Raw genomic sequence first — 16467 nt, forward strand, 5'->3', positions numbered from 1 at the left:
TAATCCACAATGATCGGACATCGCGACCGAGCCGGCAGAGGGGACCGGAAAGTTCGGGTCTGGAAGCAGGTGCGCTCAGCTCACCGGACGAGTACCACCCGCGTGGTGGCCGTGAGCCCGGCGGCGGCCAGCCTGGCCACGTAGACGCCGCTCGCGGCGAGCCGCCGCGAGCCGTCGCGGCCGTCCCAGGCGAAGGAGTGCGGGCCGGCGTCGAGGTGGCCGCGCCACAGGGTGCGGAGGCGGCGGCCGGCCAGGTCGTGGATATCGAGCCGGCAGGTGCCGGCACGGGGCAGGGTGAAGGAGAGGCGGGTGAGGGGATTGCAGGGGTTGGGCGCCGCGGCGAGGAACGGGTCGGGGGTCGGGGTGGGCCCGGTGACCGCGGTCAGGGTGATGCATGGCGGTCGGAGGGTCACGAACTGCCAAAGGCAGGTGGCCACCCCATCGGCCACCGGCGCCAGGCCGTACGCCCGCGGGCGGCCGCCGAGGTGGTCGACCGGAGCGGGTGAGCCGGGATCGGCGATGTCGAAGACGTCGACGCCGGCGTAGCTGACCGCCCAGAGGAGGTCGCCGTTCAGGAGGATGCCGTCGGGCCTGGCGGGCAACGGGATCGTGGCCGCGACGACGGGGGCGGTCGGGTCGGTGACGTCCACCTCCGCCACGACGTCGGCCAGCCAGCCGCCGGTGAAGCACCGCTGGCCGCGGGCGATCAGGAGATCGCCGTGCACGCCGCTGACGTGGCCCAGTTCCACCGGCGCGGTCGGGTCGCTCACGTCGACGGTCCGGATGCCGGACGCGTTGTCGCCGATCACGGCCACGCCGGCCGTGAGGACCGTGTTGCGCACCGACCCGCTGGTGTTCAGGCGGCCCAGCTCCACGGGCTGCCGCGGCACGGTGGCGTCCATGATCACCAGGCCGTCGGCGCCGGCGGCGACGTAGTAGAGGTCGCCGGTCCAGGTGACCCGTTCGGTGTTTGCGGGCAGGGCGACCGGGCCCATGGTGGCGATGTTGTCGGGGTAAGCGAGATAGAGCAGCTGCGCGCCGTCTTCGGCCAGGACCACGGCCTGCGAGCCCTGGATGGCGGCCCAGGATGGACCCTCGAGGGGCAGCGTGCTGCGGACCGTCGGCTGGTCCGGAGCGCTCACGTCGAGGAGGCTCACGCGGTCGTTGGTGGGATCGAGCGCGAGGACGAGGTCGGGATCGTCGGTGACGAAGAGCTGGGCGCTGGGCATGGGTGTGGGCTCGACGCCCAGGATGGGAACCGCGTCGGGGTCCGTGATCCGCGCCACGCCGAGGCCGGCGGGGCCGCGCGCCAGGACCAGGTACTGGGATTTGCGGACGGCGTCGAAGGCGAAGGACTCTAGGGGCGCGAGCCAGCGGGGTGCCACCGGATCGGTGAGGTCCATGAGCAGGGCGTCGCCGTCGTGGCTGTACATGCTGAGGGCGAGATTGTCGAAGCGCAGCAGGCGGAGGCCGGCCGCGTAGCTGCTGCCGAGGAGCGTGATGGGCTCGGTGTCGCTCACCGCGAGGGTGTGCAGGGTCGAGTGAGAGGTGGCCAGCGCCAGGCCGTCGTCGAGCAGCTGCACCTGTTGAATCATCCGATCGAACAGGAGCGACTGGAGGACCGTGGGCGCCGCGGGGTCGCTGACGTCACACCAGTAGAGATAGCCGTCGTTGACGTCGTCCAGGCTCAAAAGGACGCGGTCGCCCCGCAGGTCGACGCCCCGGGAATCCCCCTGCCACGAGGGCGGCACGAAGCTGCCGCGGATCGTCAGGAACTGGGGGTCGGACACGTCGATCAGGACCAGGCCCGCCTCGTCGGCCGCGAGCGCGCAGAGGTTGCCGTCGAGGTCGAGGTCGCAGACCTCGCCGGGCACGGCGATCTGGCTGATCAGCTGCGGAGTGGCGGGCGAACTGATGTCGTAGGCGCCCAGCGTGCCGCGGCCGGCGAGGAACGCCAGGTCGCCGCGGCAGACAATCACGCCGGTCCAGTCGGGCAAGGGCAGCGAGTTGACCAGCTCGGGGGCCTCGGGGTCGTGGAGGGAGTAGACGAGCAGGGCCCGCTGCACGTAGCCGGTCTCGTCGATGGCCAACGCCCAGGAGCCTGTCACGGCGACGCGCTGGAGGTTGGTGGCCCCGTCGGCGGAGCCCACCAGGGGCAGGACCTGGTCCCAGTCGGTGCATTCGGCGGCTGCGGGCAGGACCAGGGCGAGGCCGAGCAGCGCCGGCATCGTGAGGAATCGGGCGATGGCGGACATGAGGACCCCCTCTTCGGCGGAACGCCCCGGCAGCTCGGTGCCGGTGGCCGGATCAAGGGGATCATAGCATATCCGCGTGAGCCCGAGTTTGGCTTTCCAGCACGGTGCCGACGGGGTAGCCTGGAGCCCGGGCCGGTAGCCAGGAGGTTGGCGCGCAGTGACGAGGCAGCAGGAACCGATCCGTCATGACCGACCGTCCTGGCGCGAATGGCCGCTCATCCGCTGGATCAGGCGCCGCGACGCCACCACGCTGCTCGCCCTGGCCCTGCTCGGTCTGGGCCTGATGGGCTTCGTGGAGATCGCCGAGGAGGTGCTCGAGGGCGAATGGCGCTGGCTGGACGAGACGCTGCTGCTGGCGTTGCGCACGCCCGGCGCCCCGGACGACCCCATCGGTCCGGCCTGGTTCGAGGAACTCGTCCGCGACGTCACCGCGCTGGGCGGCCTGGGGGTGGTGTCCCTGGTCACGGCGGCAGTCTGCGGCTACCTGCTGATCGCCCGCCGGCGCAGCCTCGCCCTCTTCGTGCTCGTGGCCGTGGCCGGCGGGGCCGCGATGAGCGCCCTGCTCAAGCTCGGCTTCGACCGCCCCCGTCCCGACCTCGTCGCCCACGGCATGCGGGCCTACCAGTCCAGCTTCCCCAGCGGCCACTCCATGATGTCGGCCGTGGTCTATCTCACCCTCGGCGCCTTGCTGGCGCGGTTGCAGGACAGCCGGCGACAGCGGATCTACCTCATGCTCGTGGCGATGCTCCTGGTGGTCCTGGTGGGTGTGAGCCGGATCTACCTCGGGGTGCACTGGCCCACGGACGTGGCGGCGGGCTGGGCGGCTGGAGCCGCCTGGGCGGCCACCTGCTGGCTGGCCGCGCGCTGGCTGCAGCACCGGATCGGCGCTACTTGACGTACCCCAGCGACCGCAGCTTGCGGCGCTCCTCGTCGGTGAGCGGCGTGGTGACGGTGGCGGCCTCGGGCAGGGCGTCCATCATCTCGTCGAGCCGCAGGCGCAGCTTCTGCGCCATGTCGGGCCGGCTCTCCAGCAGGTCGACCTGCTCGCCGGGGTCGTCGGCCAGGTTGTAGAGCTCGAGGGTGCGGGGATTCAGAAGCCCCTCGATGATCTTCCAGTCGCCCGCGCGCAGCGACCGCTTGCGCACGGTCTTGACCGCCTTGAGGCTGGCTTCGGCCAGGACCTCGCCGTCGGGGAGCGTTTCGTTGTCGCCGTCGATCAACGGCACCAGCGACCGTCCCTGCACCAGCCCGTCGTACGGGATGTGGAGCAGGTCGAGCAGGGTGGGCAGGACGTCGACGTGGCGGGTGATGGTCTCGTGGCGGCCGGGCTCGGGCCGGCGCGGGTCGAGCACGAAGAACGGCACGTGCAGCTGGTCCTCGTAGAGCGTGTACCCATGGAGTGCCGACCCGTGCTCGAGGAACTCCTCGCCGTGGTCGGCGATGAACACCACCAGCGTGTTCTCGAGCCGCCCGCTCGCAGCGAGGTGGTCCATGAGCAGCCCGAACTCGTCGTCGATGTAGCGGATCTCCTGGTCGTAGAGCGCCTCGAGGTGGGCGCCGTCGGCCGCGCTGGGCTGGAGCTTGTTGCCGACGATGTCGTTGAGCTGCTGGTGCGAACCGTCGAACACGCCGGCATAATCCGGGTCGACGTAGAGCTGGCGGTATGCCGGCGGCGCGGCGTACGAGCTGTGTGGCTCCATGTAGTGCAGGTAGAGGAAGAACGGCTCGGCGCCGGCGCCGTCGATCACCTCGAACGCGCGCTGGCGCAGTTCGGGCGCCTTGCCGGTGCGGCAGAGCTCATAGTCCGTGAAGCCCTGGGCGAAGCCGAAGCGCGGGCCCACGTTGAGGTTGGCGGTGTAGCCGTAGCAACGATAGCCCTGGAGTGCCAGGATCTCGGCCAGCGTGGTCTGGGCCTCGACCAAAAGACCCTTGGCGTCGATCTTGTTGAGCGGGTTGACCACGCCGTGGCTGCGGGGGAACAGGCCGGTGAAGATGCTGGCCACCGAGGGGCCAGTGCGCGAGGCGGTGGAGAAATGCTGCAGGAAGACCTGGCCGCGCGCGGCCTCGGCGGCGATGCGCGGCGAGGTCTGGCGTTGATAGCCGTGGTGCTGGAGGTGGTCGGCCCGGAGAGTGTCCACCAGGACGATGACCAGGTTGAGCGGCGGATCGGGCTGACCGCAGCCGGGCAGCAGGGCCAGGGCCAGGGTGGTGCACAGGGCGATGCCGGTGATCAGCGGGGAGCGCAAGGGTCTCGGTCCTTTCGCGGTCGGGTGTCGGTCTAGGTCAGCAGCACCCCTACCATACATGCCGTCAGCCACGACGCAAACGCCCCGGCGAACATGGCCTTCAAACCCAGGCGCGCCAGGTCGGCCCGGCGTTCGGGGGCCATGGCGCCGATGCCGCCGATCTGGATCGCCAGGCTCGAGAAGTTGGCGAAGCCGCAGAGCGCGTAGGTGCCCAGGACCACGCTCCGCGGCGAGAGCGAGCCGTCGTGCTGGGCCTGCATCAGCTCGATGTAGCCCACGAACTCGTTGATCGCGAGCTTGGTGCCCAGCAGGTTGCCGAAGGTGCGGGCCTCGTCCCAGGGCACACCCATGGTCCAGGCCAGCGGCGAGAACACCCAGCCGAAGATCTCCTGCAGCGAGGTGCCCACCCAGCCCAGCGCGAAGTTGACCATGGCCACCAGCGCGATGAAGGCGATGAGCATGCCGCCCACGTTCAGGGCCAGCTTGACGCCGTCGGTGGCGCCGGCCGCGGCGGCCTCGAGCACGTTGGCGTGTTCCTTCTCGAAGCTGACCGAGGCGTCGTCGGCCGTCTCCGAGCGTTCGGTTTCCGGCAGGATGATCTTGGCCATGACCAGCGCCGCCGGCGCCGAGAGCACGCTGGCGGTGAGCAGGTGCCCGGCGTCCACGCCGAAGCGCACATAGGCCGCCATGACGCTGCCCGCCACGGTGGCGAAGCCGCCCACCATCACGGCCATCAGCTCGCTCATGGTCAGACCCCGCAGGTAGGGCCGGATCACCACCGGCGCCTCGGTCTGGCCCACGAAGATGTTGGCGGCCACCGACAGGGTCTCGGCGCCGCTGGTCTTCATGGTCTTGCGCATGATCCAGGCCACGCCCTGGATCAGCCGCTGCATCACGCCCAGGTGGTAGAGGATGGCCATGAGGCTGCAGAAGAAGATGATGATGGGCAGGACGTGGATGGCGAACACGATGCCCAGGGTCACGGGGCCGCCCGTGGCGGGGTCGACGGCCTGCCACCAGCTCTTGCCCGGTCCCAGATGCTCGACGTACTGGGGCGCCGTGCGGAACAGTGGCCCGAAGACGAACTCAGCGCCGGGGTCGGTGAACGCCAGGAGCTGGACCACGGCGCCGCGGAGCCCCTGGAAGGCGGCCTGGCCCCAGCCGGTGCGCAGCAGGACCAGGGCGAAGACGAACTGCAGCCCGAGGCCCCAGAGGACCGTCCGGCGGGGGAAGGCCCGGCGGTTGCTGCTGAGGATCCAGGCCAGCCCTAGCAGGACCACGATGCCCAGGAGCGAGATGAGGTTGGCGGTCACGTGCGGCGGCCTCCGGCGGCTTGAGGGAGCAGACAGTGGCGCCAATCTTAAGGGCCGGACCGGTCCCGGCGCCACCCCGGATCGTGCCCCATCGCCGGGGATCGTTGACACGGAGGCACCTCCCGGATAGATTTCGGCCATGCCGCACCAGCACACACAGCCGTTGCCCCCGGTCATCATCGGGGTAGCCGGAGGCTCAGGCTCCGGCAAGACCACCGTGGCGGTGCGCGTACGCGAGAAGGCCCCGGGACGTACGGTGGCCGTCTTGCACCACGATTCCTATTATCGCGACAACTCGCACCTCGCCCCGGCCGATCGGGCGCGCATCAACTACGACCATCCCGACGCCTTCGAGACCGACCTGCTGGTCCGCCATCTGGCCGCGCTGCGCGCCGGCGAGGTGGTGCACGTTCCGATCTACGACTACGCCACCCACAGCCGTACCGGGGCGACGAAGCGGGTCGAACCGGCGGACATCGTGTTCGTCGAGGGGATCCTGGTGCTGGAACACGAGCAGCTGCGCGAGCTCATGGACATCCGGCTCTACGTCGACGTCGACGCCGACGAACGGCTGGCCCGGCGACTCAAGCGCGACATCCTCGACCGTGGGCGCTCCCTCGACTCGGTGCTCGCGCAGTACCGCGGCGTGGTCCGGCCCATGCATCTGCAGTTCGTCGAGCCCAGCAAGCGGCACGCGCACCTGATCATCCCCGAGGGCGGGCACAACCAGGTCGCCATCGACCTGATCACCAGCAAGATCAACGAGATCATCCAGATGCGGCGGCAATGGCGCGAGAATCGCCCGACCTCCGCCGCGGGAGCGAATGGAGACTAGCCGTGACCTTCGACGATCAGGATTATCTGCGCCGCACCAAGCTCCTGGACCGCATCCTCATCGGCTCCGAGGAGCTGGGCCTGCGCATCCAGGAACTCGGCAACGAGATCACCCGCGATTACCAGGGCTCGGTGCCGATCCTGGTCTGCATCCTCAAGGGAGCCTACGTCTTCCTCGCCGACCTGACGCGCTGCATCGGGATCGACCACGAGGTGGACTTCATGGCGGTCTCCAGCTACGAGGGCGGGACCCAGTCCACCGGCGTGGTGAAGATCGAGAAGGACCTGCGCACCAACATCACCGACCGCGACATCATCATCGTCGAGGATATCGTCGACAGCGGCCTGACCCTCAGCCACCTCGTCGAGCTGCTGAGCACCCGCTCGCCACGCAGCGTCCGCATCTGCGCCCTGCTCGACAAGACCGCGGCTCGTCAGAAGGATGTGCATGTGGATTATCGGGGGTTCGAGATCCCCAAGGAGTTCGTAGTGGGCTACGGCCTGGATTACGAGGAGAAGCACCGGAACCTACCGTTCATCGGCGTTCTGAAGGGCTAGCGACACGGGTTTCAACGCGAAGGTGAGACGGATGGACACGAGCAACGATCAGACGGCCGCCAGCGGCGGCTTCCGCGAGGGACTGACCTTCGACGACGTGCTGCTGGTGCCCGCCTACAGCGAGGTCGTGCCATCGGAGATCGACACCACCACCAACCTCACCCGCGCCATCAGCCTGCACATCCCCTTCCTCTCGGCGGCCATGGACACGGTCACCGAATCGGACATGGCCATCGCCATGGCCCGCGCCGGCGGGATCGGCGTGATCCACAAGAACCTCGAGCCGCGGCAGCAGGCGGGCGAGGTCGAGCGGGTCAAGCGCAGCGAGTCGGGGATGATCACCAGGCCCATCACCATGGGCCCCGACGAACCCATCGCCGATGCCATGGGCCTGATGGCGCACTACAAGATCTCGGGCGTGCCCATCACCCGCGGCGAGAAGCTGGTGGGCATCCTCACCAACCGCGACCTGCGCTTCGTCCGCGACACGACGCGGCCGGTGCACGAGGTCATGACCAGCGAGAACCTGGTCACCGTGCCCGAGGGCACCACCCTCGAGCAGGCCGCCGAGAAGCTCCACGCGCACCGCATCGAGAAGCTGCTGGTGGTCAACAAGGCGGGTGAGCTGCGCGGCCTGATCACGGTCAAGGACATCCAGAAGAAGCTCGACTACCCGCTGGCCAGCAAGGATCACCTCGGCCGGCTGCGTGTGGCCGCCGCGGTGGGCGTGGGCGCCGAGACGCTCCTGCGCGCCGAACTGCTCGTGGAGGCCGGAGTCGACCTGCTCTGCGTCGACACCGCCCACGGCCACTCGAAGAACGTCATCGACACCGTGCGCACGCTCAAGGAGACCTATCCCGACCAGCAGGTCATGGCGGGCAACATCGCCACCGGCGAGGCCGCCCGCGCGCTGGTCGACGTCGGAGTGGACGCGCTGAAGGTGGGCATCGGGCCGGGATCGATCTGCACCACGCGGGTGGTGGCCGGCGTGGGCGTGCCCCAGATCACGGCCATCATGGACGTGGCCGCGGTGGCCCGTCCGGCGAAGATCCCGCTGGTGGCCGACGGCGGCGTCCGCTACAGCGGCGATGCGGTCAAGGCCATCGCCGTGGGCGCCGACTGCGTCATGATGGGCGGCCTGCTCGCCGGCACCGACGAGTCTCCCGGCGAGAAGGTCCTGTTCGAGGGCCGGGTCTACAAGACCTACCGGGGCATGGGCTCGCTGGCGGCCATGCAGAAGGGCAGCAAGGACCGCTACTTCCAGGGCGACGTCGAGGACGCCGCCAAGCTGGTGCCCGAGGGCATCGAGGGCCGCGTGCCCTACAAGGGCCGCGCCGGCGACATCCTCTACCAGATGGTGGGCGGCCTGCGCTCGGGCATGGGCTACAGCGGCTGCCAGACCATCGCCGAGCTGCACGCGCGCGCCCGTCTGGTGCGCACCACCGCGGCCGGGGTCCAGGAGTCGCATCCCCACGACGTGCACATCACCAAGGAAGCGCCGAACTACGGCAAGGGGCGCTAGCGCGCCGGCCGGGTCGCGAAGACCTGCTGGAGCAGCGCGGTGGTCCGGGCGAGCGGGTCCTCGCGGATCCGTTTCTCCTCGCTGGCCAGCACCCGGAAGAGGCCGTCCAGCGCCTGCGCGTTGACGTACTCGACGATGTCGAGCTGGGGCACCGTGATGAACGGCGCCTTCTGGACCTTCTCGATCATGTCGCGGTAGGTGTCGTAGCCGCCGACCTGGCGCAGGTTCTCCTCGATGATGGGCCGGTAGCGCAGCGAGAGGGCCGGGCCGGTGCGCTCGTGGAAGTAGTCGGTGGCGGCGGTGTCGGGCCCCTTCAGGATCTGCAGCGCGCGCGGGATGGTCAGCTTGGCGATGGCGTCGCCGAACACGGCGGTGGCCTCGCTCGCGGCCTGCTCGGCCGCGCGGTTCATGGCGATCTCGATCTCGTCGGGATAGTGGCCCAGGCCCAGGCCGCGCAGCGCGTCGCCGATCCCGGCCACTTCCTCGGGCAGCGGGATGTGCAGGGAGGCGTCGTCGAGGTACCCGCCGGCCTGGCTCACCTGCCGCACCGTGCGCTCGGTGCCCACGGTGAGCGCCTCCTTGAGGCCGGCGGCGACGGTGGCCTCGTCGAGGGCGCCGGAGGAGCCGGCCAGGTCGTCGAGGTCGAGGTCCTGGACCGAGGCGCAGCCGGCGAGCACCAGCGTGCAGGCGAGGGCGAACAGGGCGAAGTGGCGCATGGTGCGGGGCCTCCGGGGCGAAGGGGTCGTCAGCGGGCCGGCCAGGCGGCCGGGTCGAGCTCCAGGTACTCGGCCAACAAGGAATGCACGGCGGGGAATTCCCGCTGCAGGTCGCGAGGATACTCGAAGAACAGCTCGACCGCGGTGGCGAAGAACTCGGCGGGGCTCTCGGCGCTGTCGCGATCGAAGAGGATCTCGCGGCGGCGGCGCAGCGCGCGCTGGTGGCGCTCGAAGGCAGCCTGGAAACCCTCGGCCCAGCGGCCCGCCTGATCGCCGGTGTGCAGGATGGGAGTGCCGTCGGCCTCGCCCGACTGGTCGTCGAGCTGGTGGGCGAACTCGTGGAGCACCACGTTGTAGCCGTCGCGGCGAGCGGCCTCCTGGGCCGCGTCCCGCCAGCTCAGGACCACGGCGCCGCGCTGCCAGGACTCGCCCGCGCGTTCGTCGGGACCGGCGTGGACCAGCCCGTCCTCGTCCCATTCCTCGTGGGCGACCACGAAGGCGTCGGGGTAGAAGAGGATGGTGTCGAGGCCGGGGTAGTAGTCGGCGCCGGCGCGCAGCTGCAGGAGCGCGGCCTGCCCGGCCACCGTCAGGCGCATGGACTCGTCCACCGCGAGGCCGCCGGCGCCCTCGAAATGCTTCTCGGCCAGCAGGATCTGGATGACGCCCTCGTGGCGCGGGCGCAGGTCGGACGGAACCGCGGCGCACAGCGGGCATGATGCGTGCAGGAGGCGGCGCTGCGCCTCGCTCAGCGGCGTCTGCAGGAGCTTCTTGCGGCGGCGGCCGCGCAGGAAGAACAACGGGTGGCCTCCCGGTCCAGGGTCGCGATGCTCCATGGTGCCCGTATCGCGCCCCGCTGGCAAGGCCGGACATGGCGCAGGCGACGGCCCGCAGGGGCCGCCGCCTGGTGTCGACCGCGAGCGACGAGGCTAGCGGAACAGGTTCTTCACGGCTCCGAGCGTGGCGCTCTCCACGGGCGTACCGTTCTCCACGGTGATGGTGCCCACCATGTCTAGCGAGAAGTGGGGCCGGCAGAAGTAGGGGTAGACGCCTTCGGTGTCGAAGGTGAAGCTGAAGGTCGGGTTGTCGCTGTTCAGCGGTGCGTCGAACAGGGAACCGGCATCGTCGGCCTCGGGGTCCGAACCGTTGGTCACGGTGTGGAAGCCGCTGGACCAGACCCAGTTGACGGTGTCGCCGGCCTGGATGACCAGCTCGGCGGGTTCGAAGAGCAGTCCGACCTGGTTGACGGTATGATCGGTGGCCGCGGACGGGCCAGCCAGAACGGCGGCCAGCAGGCCGCAGGCGATCAGGGTCGTTAGATGACGTTTCATGGGCGATCCTTTCGCGAGTGTAAGGGCGCCGCAGCACCCGGGGTGACTGGGATGTTCCTGACGTATATCCGACAAGAACAGTGCGATAATACCATACCAAAGTTGTCCTGTACAGATGAGGTCCGGGTGCCGTCGTGACCGATCGTCAGGAGATCCGCCTGATCGGAGGCCGCCCGCTCCGCCTGCGCCTGCGTCGCAGCCAGCGGGCCCGCCGCCTCACCGTGCGGGTGAGTCACCGCGGGGGCGTGGAGGTGGTGATGCCCCGTCGGGCCACCTATCGCGACGTGGAGGAGCTACTCGCCGCCAGCGAGGCCTGGCTATCGCGACAGGCCGACCTGCACCAGGTATGGGATGGCCCGCGTCGCCGCTCCTGGGCCACGGGCAGCGAGCTCTGCGTCCTCGGCCAGCCGCTCCGGCTGGAGTTCGCGGCCCTGCCCGCGGGACGATCGCGCCCACGAGTCGACCAGCAGGACGATCGCCTGCGCCTGGAACTGCCGCCGGCAGACCTGCTCGATCCGCGGCCGGCGCTGGAGCGCTGGCTCCGGACCTTCGCCGGCCGTCACCTGCGCGCGCGCACCAATGCGCTGGCCGAGCGCACCGGCCTGGTTCCCCGGCGGGTCATGGTGGGCGAGCGGACCAGCCGCTGGGGCAGTTGCTCCCGGCGGGGCACCGTGTCGTTCTGCTATCGGCTGGTGATGGCACCGTTCGCGGTGGTGGATGCGGTGGTGATCCACGAGCTCTGCCATCTGGCGCACCTGGACCACGGGCCGCGGTTCCACGAACTGGTGGCGGCACACTGCCCCGCCCACGATGAACACATGGCATGGTTGCGCCGGCACGGCGGCGAACTCGAGCTGTGAGCCGGCTCAGCCGACGGTGTCGGCCAGCGGGTGGACCTCCAGCAGGCGGGCGGCGTTGATCAGGTCGCCGGGGCCGTTGATGGTGGGCAGGGTCGGCAGGACGCCCACGCGCAGGTCGCGCTGGTGCGCCGTGGCCATGGTGCGGGCCAGGACCGCGCCGGTGCCCCAGGGGATGCCCGCGAAGAGCGCCGGCGTGGGGGTGACCAGGCCGATGAGGTAGTAGCCGCCGGCCCGGCTCGGGCCGATGACGCAGTCGGCATGGTCGAGGCCGAAGAACGCCCGGGCGATCTGGACCGCGTCGAGGTCGGGACAGCGGGCGCAGGACAGGACGACGCGGTCGGCGCCGTGGGTGAAGGCGCGGACCGAGGCCACCGCCATGCGCGCGCCGGGACTGCCGCCGGTCTGATCGGCGAAGGTGACGTCTTCGCCCAGCCACTCGCGGTACTCGGTGATCGAGGCTCCCTCGCAGGCCACGGTGATGTGGCGATTCTCGCCACGCTGCCGCCAGAGACGTGCCTCGGCCAGGCTGTGCTCGACGAGCTTGCGATGCAGGCGGGCGGCGCCCTCGGCGCCCAGGGTGGGGATGAAGCGGGTCTTGCTGCGCCCGATCTGGGGATATCGGGTCATGAGGATGAAATGATCTGACATGGCAACCTCCTTGTGTGTCGGTCGCCGCAGCCGGTGTATCGTCTCGGGGCGAGATCCGCTGGCGGCGGCCGATCTGCCATGATGGCGATCGGTCCGGGCGCGAATTCGGATACTGAGACTCTTTCATCTTGATACAGAGAAACGCTCCTGACCGCAACGGCTCTCTTGGCGTCGGGGTCGTTCCATGGCATCATCCTCGGCCGGAACCCGAGCCTGGAGGAACCACCATGTCCGACCTCTACCGCCGCGAGCAGGTCCTCGCCCTGTTGCACGAATACACCGAGTCGGAGGCGCTGCGACGCCATGGCTACGCCGTGGAGGCCGCCATGCGCGCCGCGGCCGAGCGCACCGGCCAGGACCCCGAGTACTGGGGCGCCGTGGGCCTGCTCCACGACTTCGATTACGAGCGTTTCCCCACCATGGAGGACCATCCGTTCCGGGGCGGCGAGATCCTGCGCGAGCGCGGCTACGACGACCGCTTCGTGCGCACGGTCATGTCCCACGCCAGCCACACCGGCCTCCCGCGCGAGGACGACTGCGCGCGCTGGCTGTTCGCCGTGGACGAGCTGTGCGGGTTCTGCATGGCCTGCGCCATGGTGCAGCCCGACAAGAAGATCGCCCAGGTGCAGGTGAAGTCGGTGCGGAAGAAGCTGAAGAAGAAGGACTTCGCCGCCAAGGTCAACCGCGAGGAGATCGCCGAGGGTGCGGCCGACCTGGGGCTCGAGGTGGACGAGGTGATCGCGCACGTGCTCGGGGCGCTGGTGCCGGTGGCGGACGACCTCGGATTGTAGGCCACGGTCCTGACAATTACGAGAGAAGGGAGGGCCCTGAGGCCCTCCCTTCGTGTGTGCGGAACGGAACTAGAAGGTGATGGGATCGGTCAGCTCGTAGTCGTGGGACTGGGTGTCCACGTTCCACTTGTGCGCGGTCAACGAGCTGTAGAACAGGTTGTTCGAGCCGTTGCTGAGGCTGTAGGCCTCGTAGCCGAGCATGTTCAGGTAGGCCGTGATCTGCGAGCTGTGCTGGCCGGTCCAGCAGTAGACCACCACCGGCATGTCGGTGGGGATGTAGGCCAGCATCTGGTCCACACCCATGCTCTGGTAGGGGGTGAACTGGAAGGCGCCCTGGATGTGGCCGGGGACGCCGGAGGTGCCGTTGCCCTCGTAGTCGTCCACGCCGAAGTAGTTGATGACGAAGTACTCGTCCATGTGGTCGATCAGGTTGTTGCCGTCGTTGCCGGTGAAGGGCAGGCCCTTGAAGCCGGCGGCGAGCATGGCCTCGACCTGGCTCGCCACGGTGGCGCCGGCGTCGAGGGTCGGGTAGCTGTAGGCCACCAGGTTCTCGTTCTGGTTCTCCACCTCGATCATGCCGGCCGGCAGGTTGTCGGCGCACTTGCCGGTCCAGACGTCGAGGGAGGTGTTCCAGGAGGACATGCCGAAGAGCAGGGTGTAGACGTCGTCGTAGCCCATGAGCTCCATGGCGATCTTGACGTGGCCCGCGCTCTGGCCGCTGTAGCAGGCCACCACGTAGGGCTTGTCGTTGGGGATGGTCCCGTCGAGGTCGTCGAGGATGGTGGCCAGGCCGCTGTGATAGGCGCCGGGGATGTGGCCCGCGTTGTAGGCGTCTTCCCGGCGGATGTCGATGACGGTGTAGTCGTCGAGGTTGTCATGCAGGTCCAAGGCGCTGATGGTGCCCGGGCACTGTGCCGAATCGTTGACGTACTCGGCCATGGCCGCGGCGATGGTGGCGAAGGGCTCTTCGGGCATGGCGCCGACTTCGAGGTCGTAGTCGTGGGACGCGGTGTCCACGTTCCATTTGTGCGCGGTCAACGAGCCGTAGAACAGGTTGTTCGAGCCGTTGCTGAGGCTGTAGGCCTCGTAGCCGAGCATGTTCAGGTAGGCCGTGATCTGCGAGCTGTGCTGGCCGGTCCAGCAGTAGACCACGATGGGCATGTCGGTGGGCAGGTTGTTGAGCATCTGATCCATGCCCAGGCTCTCGTAGGGCGTGAACTGGAAGGCGCCCTGGATGTGGCCGGGGACGCCGGAGGTGCCGGTGCCCTCGTAGTCGGCCTCGCCGAAGTAGTTGATGATGAAGTACTCGTCCAGGTGATCGATCAGGTTGTTGCCGTCGTTGCCGGTGAAGGGCAGGCCCTTGAAACCGTTGGTGAGCATCAGGGCCACGCGATCGGCCACCACCGAGCCGGCGTCCTCGCTCAGCACGGGGAAGTCGTGCTCGGTGAGGTTGCCGTTCTGATTCTCCTGCTCGATCATGCCGGCCGGCAGCGCGTCGTCGCACTTGGCGGTCCAGACGTCGAGGCTGTTGTTCCACGAGGACATGCCGAAGAGCAGGCTGTAGACGTCGTCGTAGCCCACGAGCTCCATGGCGATCTTGGCGTGGCCGGCGCTCTGGCCGCTGTAGCATGCCACCACGTAGGGCTTGTCGCTGGGGATGGTGTTGGCCAGGTCGTCGAGCAGGGTGCCCAGGCTGCTGTGGTAGGCGCCGGGGATGTGGCCGGCCAGGTAAGCATCTTCCCGCCGGATGTCGATGACCGTGTAATCATCCAGATTGTCGTGGAGGGCCTCGGCGCTCAGGACACCGGGGCACTGGGCGGAGACGTTGATGTAGCCGGCGCCGGCCTCGGCCATGACCTCGAAGGCCGTGCCGGTGGGCGTGGTGGGCCCGTCGTCGTCGTCGTCGGAGCAGCCCCAGAGAGCCATCAGGGCCACCATGAGAAGAATGAGCCAGGTCTTGCGGTACTGCATTGTCGCTCCTTTAAGCGGCCCGGAGGCCTGGTCGAGGGAACAGCTGGTCACCGTTCCTCGGGGTTGGGGCCGGACCCCGCTCGGGGCCCGGCCTTCACGGGTATGCTACTTCCCCGCGGGGAAGGATTCCGGAATCACGTAATCGATGTTGGCGTTGTAGTCGGGCAACGGGGTGACCCCGTCGGCCTCGTACAGGTCGGCTTCCCGCAGCAAGAAGCCCTGAGGACCGGTGGCCGACTGGTGGCAGCTGTAGGAGCAGCTGCCGTCGACCACGGCGGTCTGGGGCGTCTCGCGCAGGATGTTGTGGGGGCTGGTGTACTGCCAGGTCGACTTGCTCAGGTAGTCGGGCAGGTCCAGGCCCCAGTTGGCGAAGGTGCCCGGGTCGATGGGCGTGTGCCGCACCAGCGAGTAGTCGAACTCGGTGCGGTGCGGGCTCGGGTTGCGGGCGATCTTCAGCTGCAGGACGCTGGGGTCGATGTCGTAGCCCGCCTCGGTGAGGTTGTGGCAGTTCGTGCAGTTCTTATAAGGCTGCGAGTGGCAGACCTGGCACTGCATGGTGGGCAGCGGGTAGGCGAAGGCGAAGACGCCGCCGCCGTCGTGGCATTCGTTGCAGTTGCTGTCGCCGTTGTGGTGGCACTGGCCGCAGTCGGGATCCTGGCCGGTGTGGTGGATGTGGCCGTAGGTGTTCGACAGGTTGGCCGCCGGATGACACTCCGCGTTGCTGCAGCGCGGCATGTTGGCCACCTCGTACCGGTGGTTGTACTCGGTGCCGTCGCCGTGGATCTCTTCCTTGGTGTGGCAACCGACACACTGCATGCCGCCCTGGCGGTGCACGTCGGCCTCGTTGCCCTCGCCCTCGCCCCTGAAGTCGTGGCCGACGCGGCTGCCGTGGCAAGCGGTGCACTGCTCGTTCATGTCGGGGGTCTCGCGGAAGCGGTGCGAGTAGAGCGCCCCGATCCGCGGGAAGCCGCCGCCCACGCTCTGGGGCCGCGAGATGTGGCACTGGCCGCAGGTGGTGTGGCAGCCGGCACAGCGCTGGTTGAACTGGGTGTCCATGCCCTGTTCGGAGAACTCGCAGCCGCAGCGCTGGTTGATGGCGGTGTAGTAGCCGTTGAGCGTGGTGTGCAGGCTGTTGGCGGTGTTGGTCACGGCCTCGGCGTGGCACTGGTCGCAGGCGGACCGCACCTCGGTCTGGTCGTGGCAGGCCGTGCAGCCGCTCGCGCCGGGCTCGCTGGGATCGGCGAACATGCCCGCGTGGGCCTCGTCCATGGAGGCGAAGGTGAAGTCCGCGGCGCCGCCGTGGCAGTGCTGACACGTCAGCACGTGGGGAATGCGTTCGTCGTCGCCCGTGTAGTTGGGGCCGTGGACGCTCTCCAGGAACCGATCGCCGTTGGAGCCGGTGATGATGACCTTTTCCCAAGCTTC

15 protein-coding genes are annotated in these 16467 nt (G+C 69.0%); 6 read left to right on the forward strand and 9 right to left on the reverse strand.

The genetic code is table 11. The features are described 5' to 3' along the window. Positions 1-80 precede the first annotated feature (80 nt). Complete coding sequence (locus IFSED24_RS01250; RefSeq protein ID WP_491333415.1) at positions 81-2255, reverse strand: FlgD immunoglobulin-like domain containing protein; 2175 nt, start codon at positions 2253-2255, stop codon at positions 81-83. 157 nt (positions 2256-2412) lie between these two features. On the opposite strand from IFSED24_RS01250, the gene IFSED24_RS01255 reads away from it, so the two are divergent. Then, complete coding sequence (locus IFSED24_RS01255) at positions 2413-3150, forward strand: phosphatase PAP2 family protein (protein WP_491333416.1); 738 nt, start codon at positions 2413-2415, stop codon at positions 3148-3150. On the opposite strand, the gene IFSED24_RS01260 is transcribed toward IFSED24_RS01255, so the two are convergent. Continuing rightward, a complete protein-coding gene (locus tag IFSED24_RS01260; protein WP_491333417.1) occupies positions 3143-4501 on the reverse strand; it encodes a sulfatase family protein in 1359 nt (452 codons plus the stop codon). The genes IFSED24_RS01255 and IFSED24_RS01260 overlap by 8 nt on opposite strands. Before the next feature lie 32 nt (positions 4502-4533). Next, positions 4534-5814 carry a NupC/NupG family nucleoside CNT transporter gene (locus IFSED24_RS01265; protein ID WP_491333418.1) on the reverse strand — a complete coding sequence of 427 codons (1281 nt, stop codon included), beginning with the start codon at positions 5812-5814 and terminating at the stop codon, positions 4534-4536. 139 nt (positions 5815-5953) lie between these two features. Here IFSED24_RS01265 and udk point away from each other — a divergent pair, with 139 nt between their 5' ends. Genes udk through guaB form a run of 3 tightly spaced genes read left to right on the forward strand, consistent with a single transcriptional unit; the run spans position 5954 to position 8728 of the window. Next, entirely contained in the window at positions 5954-6649 is a 696-nt protein-coding gene (udk, locus tag IFSED24_RS01270) for a uridine kinase (protein WP_491333419.1), read from the forward strand. Positions 6650-6651: 2 nt separating this feature from the next. Then, positions 6652-7206, forward strand: a complete 555-nt coding sequence (gene hpt / locus IFSED24_RS01275; RefSeq protein WP_491333420.1) for a hypoxanthine phosphoribosyltransferase — start codon at positions 6652-6654, stop codon at positions 7204-7206. A gap of 31 nt (positions 7207-7237) precedes the next feature. Then, positions 7238-8728, forward strand: coding sequence for an IMP dehydrogenase (gene guaB / locus IFSED24_RS01280; RefSeq protein ID WP_491333421.1), 1491 nt, complete (start codon positions 7238-7240; stop codon positions 8726-8728). On the opposite strand, the gene IFSED24_RS01285 is transcribed toward guaB, so the two are convergent. The 3 genes from IFSED24_RS01285 to IFSED24_RS01295 form a co-directional block, all read right to left on the reverse strand. Continuing rightward, positions 8725-9444, reverse strand: a complete 720-nt coding sequence (locus tag IFSED24_RS01285) for a DUF4197 domain-containing protein (RefSeq protein ID WP_491333422.1) — start codon at positions 9442-9444, stop codon at positions 8725-8727. The genes guaB and IFSED24_RS01285 overlap by 4 nt on opposite strands. A 29-nt stretch (positions 9445-9473) precedes the next feature. Then, positions 9474-10241 (reverse strand): M90 family metallopeptidase, encoded by a 768-nt coding sequence (locus tag IFSED24_RS01290; protein WP_491333423.1) that lies wholly within the window; start codon positions 10239-10241, stop codon positions 9474-9476. A 129-nt stretch (positions 10242-10370) separates the two neighbouring features. Then, positions 10371-10772, reverse strand: a complete 402-nt coding sequence (locus IFSED24_RS01295) for a cupredoxin domain-containing protein (RefSeq protein ID WP_491333424.1) — start codon at positions 10770-10772, stop codon at positions 10371-10373. Positions 10773-10906: 134 nt separating this feature from the next. Here IFSED24_RS01295 and IFSED24_RS01300 point away from each other — a divergent pair, with 134 nt between their 5' ends. Beyond that, on the forward strand, positions 10907-11632 hold the full coding sequence (locus tag IFSED24_RS01300; RefSeq protein WP_491333425.1) for a M48 family metallopeptidase: 726 nt from the start codon (positions 10907-10909) through the stop codon (positions 11630-11632). 6 nt (positions 11633-11638) lie between these two features. On the opposite strand, the gene IFSED24_RS01305 is transcribed toward IFSED24_RS01300, so the two are convergent. After that, positions 11639-12280 carry a TIGR04282 family arsenosugar biosynthesis glycosyltransferase gene (locus tag IFSED24_RS01305; protein WP_491333426.1) on the reverse strand — a complete coding sequence of 214 codons (642 nt, stop codon included), beginning with the start codon at positions 12278-12280 and terminating at the stop codon, positions 11639-11641. 227 nt (positions 12281-12507) lie between these two features. On the opposite strand from IFSED24_RS01305, the gene IFSED24_RS01310 reads away from it, so the two are divergent. Continuing rightward, entirely contained in the window at positions 12508-13071 is a 564-nt protein-coding gene (locus IFSED24_RS01310) for an HDIG domain-containing metalloprotein (RefSeq protein WP_491333427.1), read from the forward strand. A gap of 69 nt (positions 13072-13140) precedes the next feature. Here IFSED24_RS01310 and IFSED24_RS01315 read toward each other — a convergent pair whose 3' ends face one another. Then, positions 13141-15042: a rhodanese-like domain-containing protein gene (locus IFSED24_RS01315; RefSeq protein ID WP_491333428.1), complete on the reverse strand. Its 1902-nt coding sequence runs from the start codon at positions 15040-15042 to the stop codon at positions 13141-13143. Between the two features lie 105 nt (positions 15043-15147). After that, a complete protein-coding gene (locus IFSED24_RS01320; RefSeq protein WP_491333429.1) occupies positions 15148-16365 on the reverse strand; it encodes a hypothetical protein in 1218 nt (405 codons plus the stop codon). Positions 16366-16467 lie beyond the last annotated feature (102 nt).

The organism is Candidatus Latescibacter sp. IFSED24, from assembly GCF_058273205.1.

Coding starts and splice junctions, on each gene's coding strand:
- IFSED24_RS01315 (WP_491333428.1), bottom strand. CDS start 15,042: ATGCAGTACCGCAAGACCTGGCTCATTCTTCTCATGGTGGCCCTGATG.
- IFSED24_RS01310 (WP_491333427.1), top strand. CDS start 12,508: ATGTCCGACCTCTACCGCCGCGAGCAGGTCCTCGCCCTGTTGCACGAA.
- IFSED24_RS01285 (WP_491333422.1), bottom strand. CDS start 9,444: ATGCGCCACTTCGCCCTGTTCGCCCTCGCCTGCACGCTGGTGCTCGCC.
- IFSED24_RS01305 (WP_491333426.1), bottom strand. CDS start 12,280: ATGTCAGATCATTTCATCCTCATGACCCGATATCCCCAGATCGGGCGC.
- IFSED24_RS01295 (WP_491333424.1), bottom strand. CDS start 10,772: ATGAAACGTCATCTAACGACCCTGATCGCCTGCGGCCTGCTGGCCGCC.
- guaB (WP_491333421.1), top strand. CDS start 7,238: ATGGACACGAGCAACGATCAGACGGCCGCCAGCGGCGGCTTCCGCGAG.
- IFSED24_RS01250 (WP_491333415.1), bottom strand. CDS start 2,255: ATGTCCGCCATCGCCCGATTCCTCACGATGCCGGCGCTGCTCGGCCTC.
- udk (WP_491333419.1), top strand. CDS start 5,954: ATGCCGCACCAGCACACACAGCCGTTGCCCCCGGTCATCATCGGGGTA.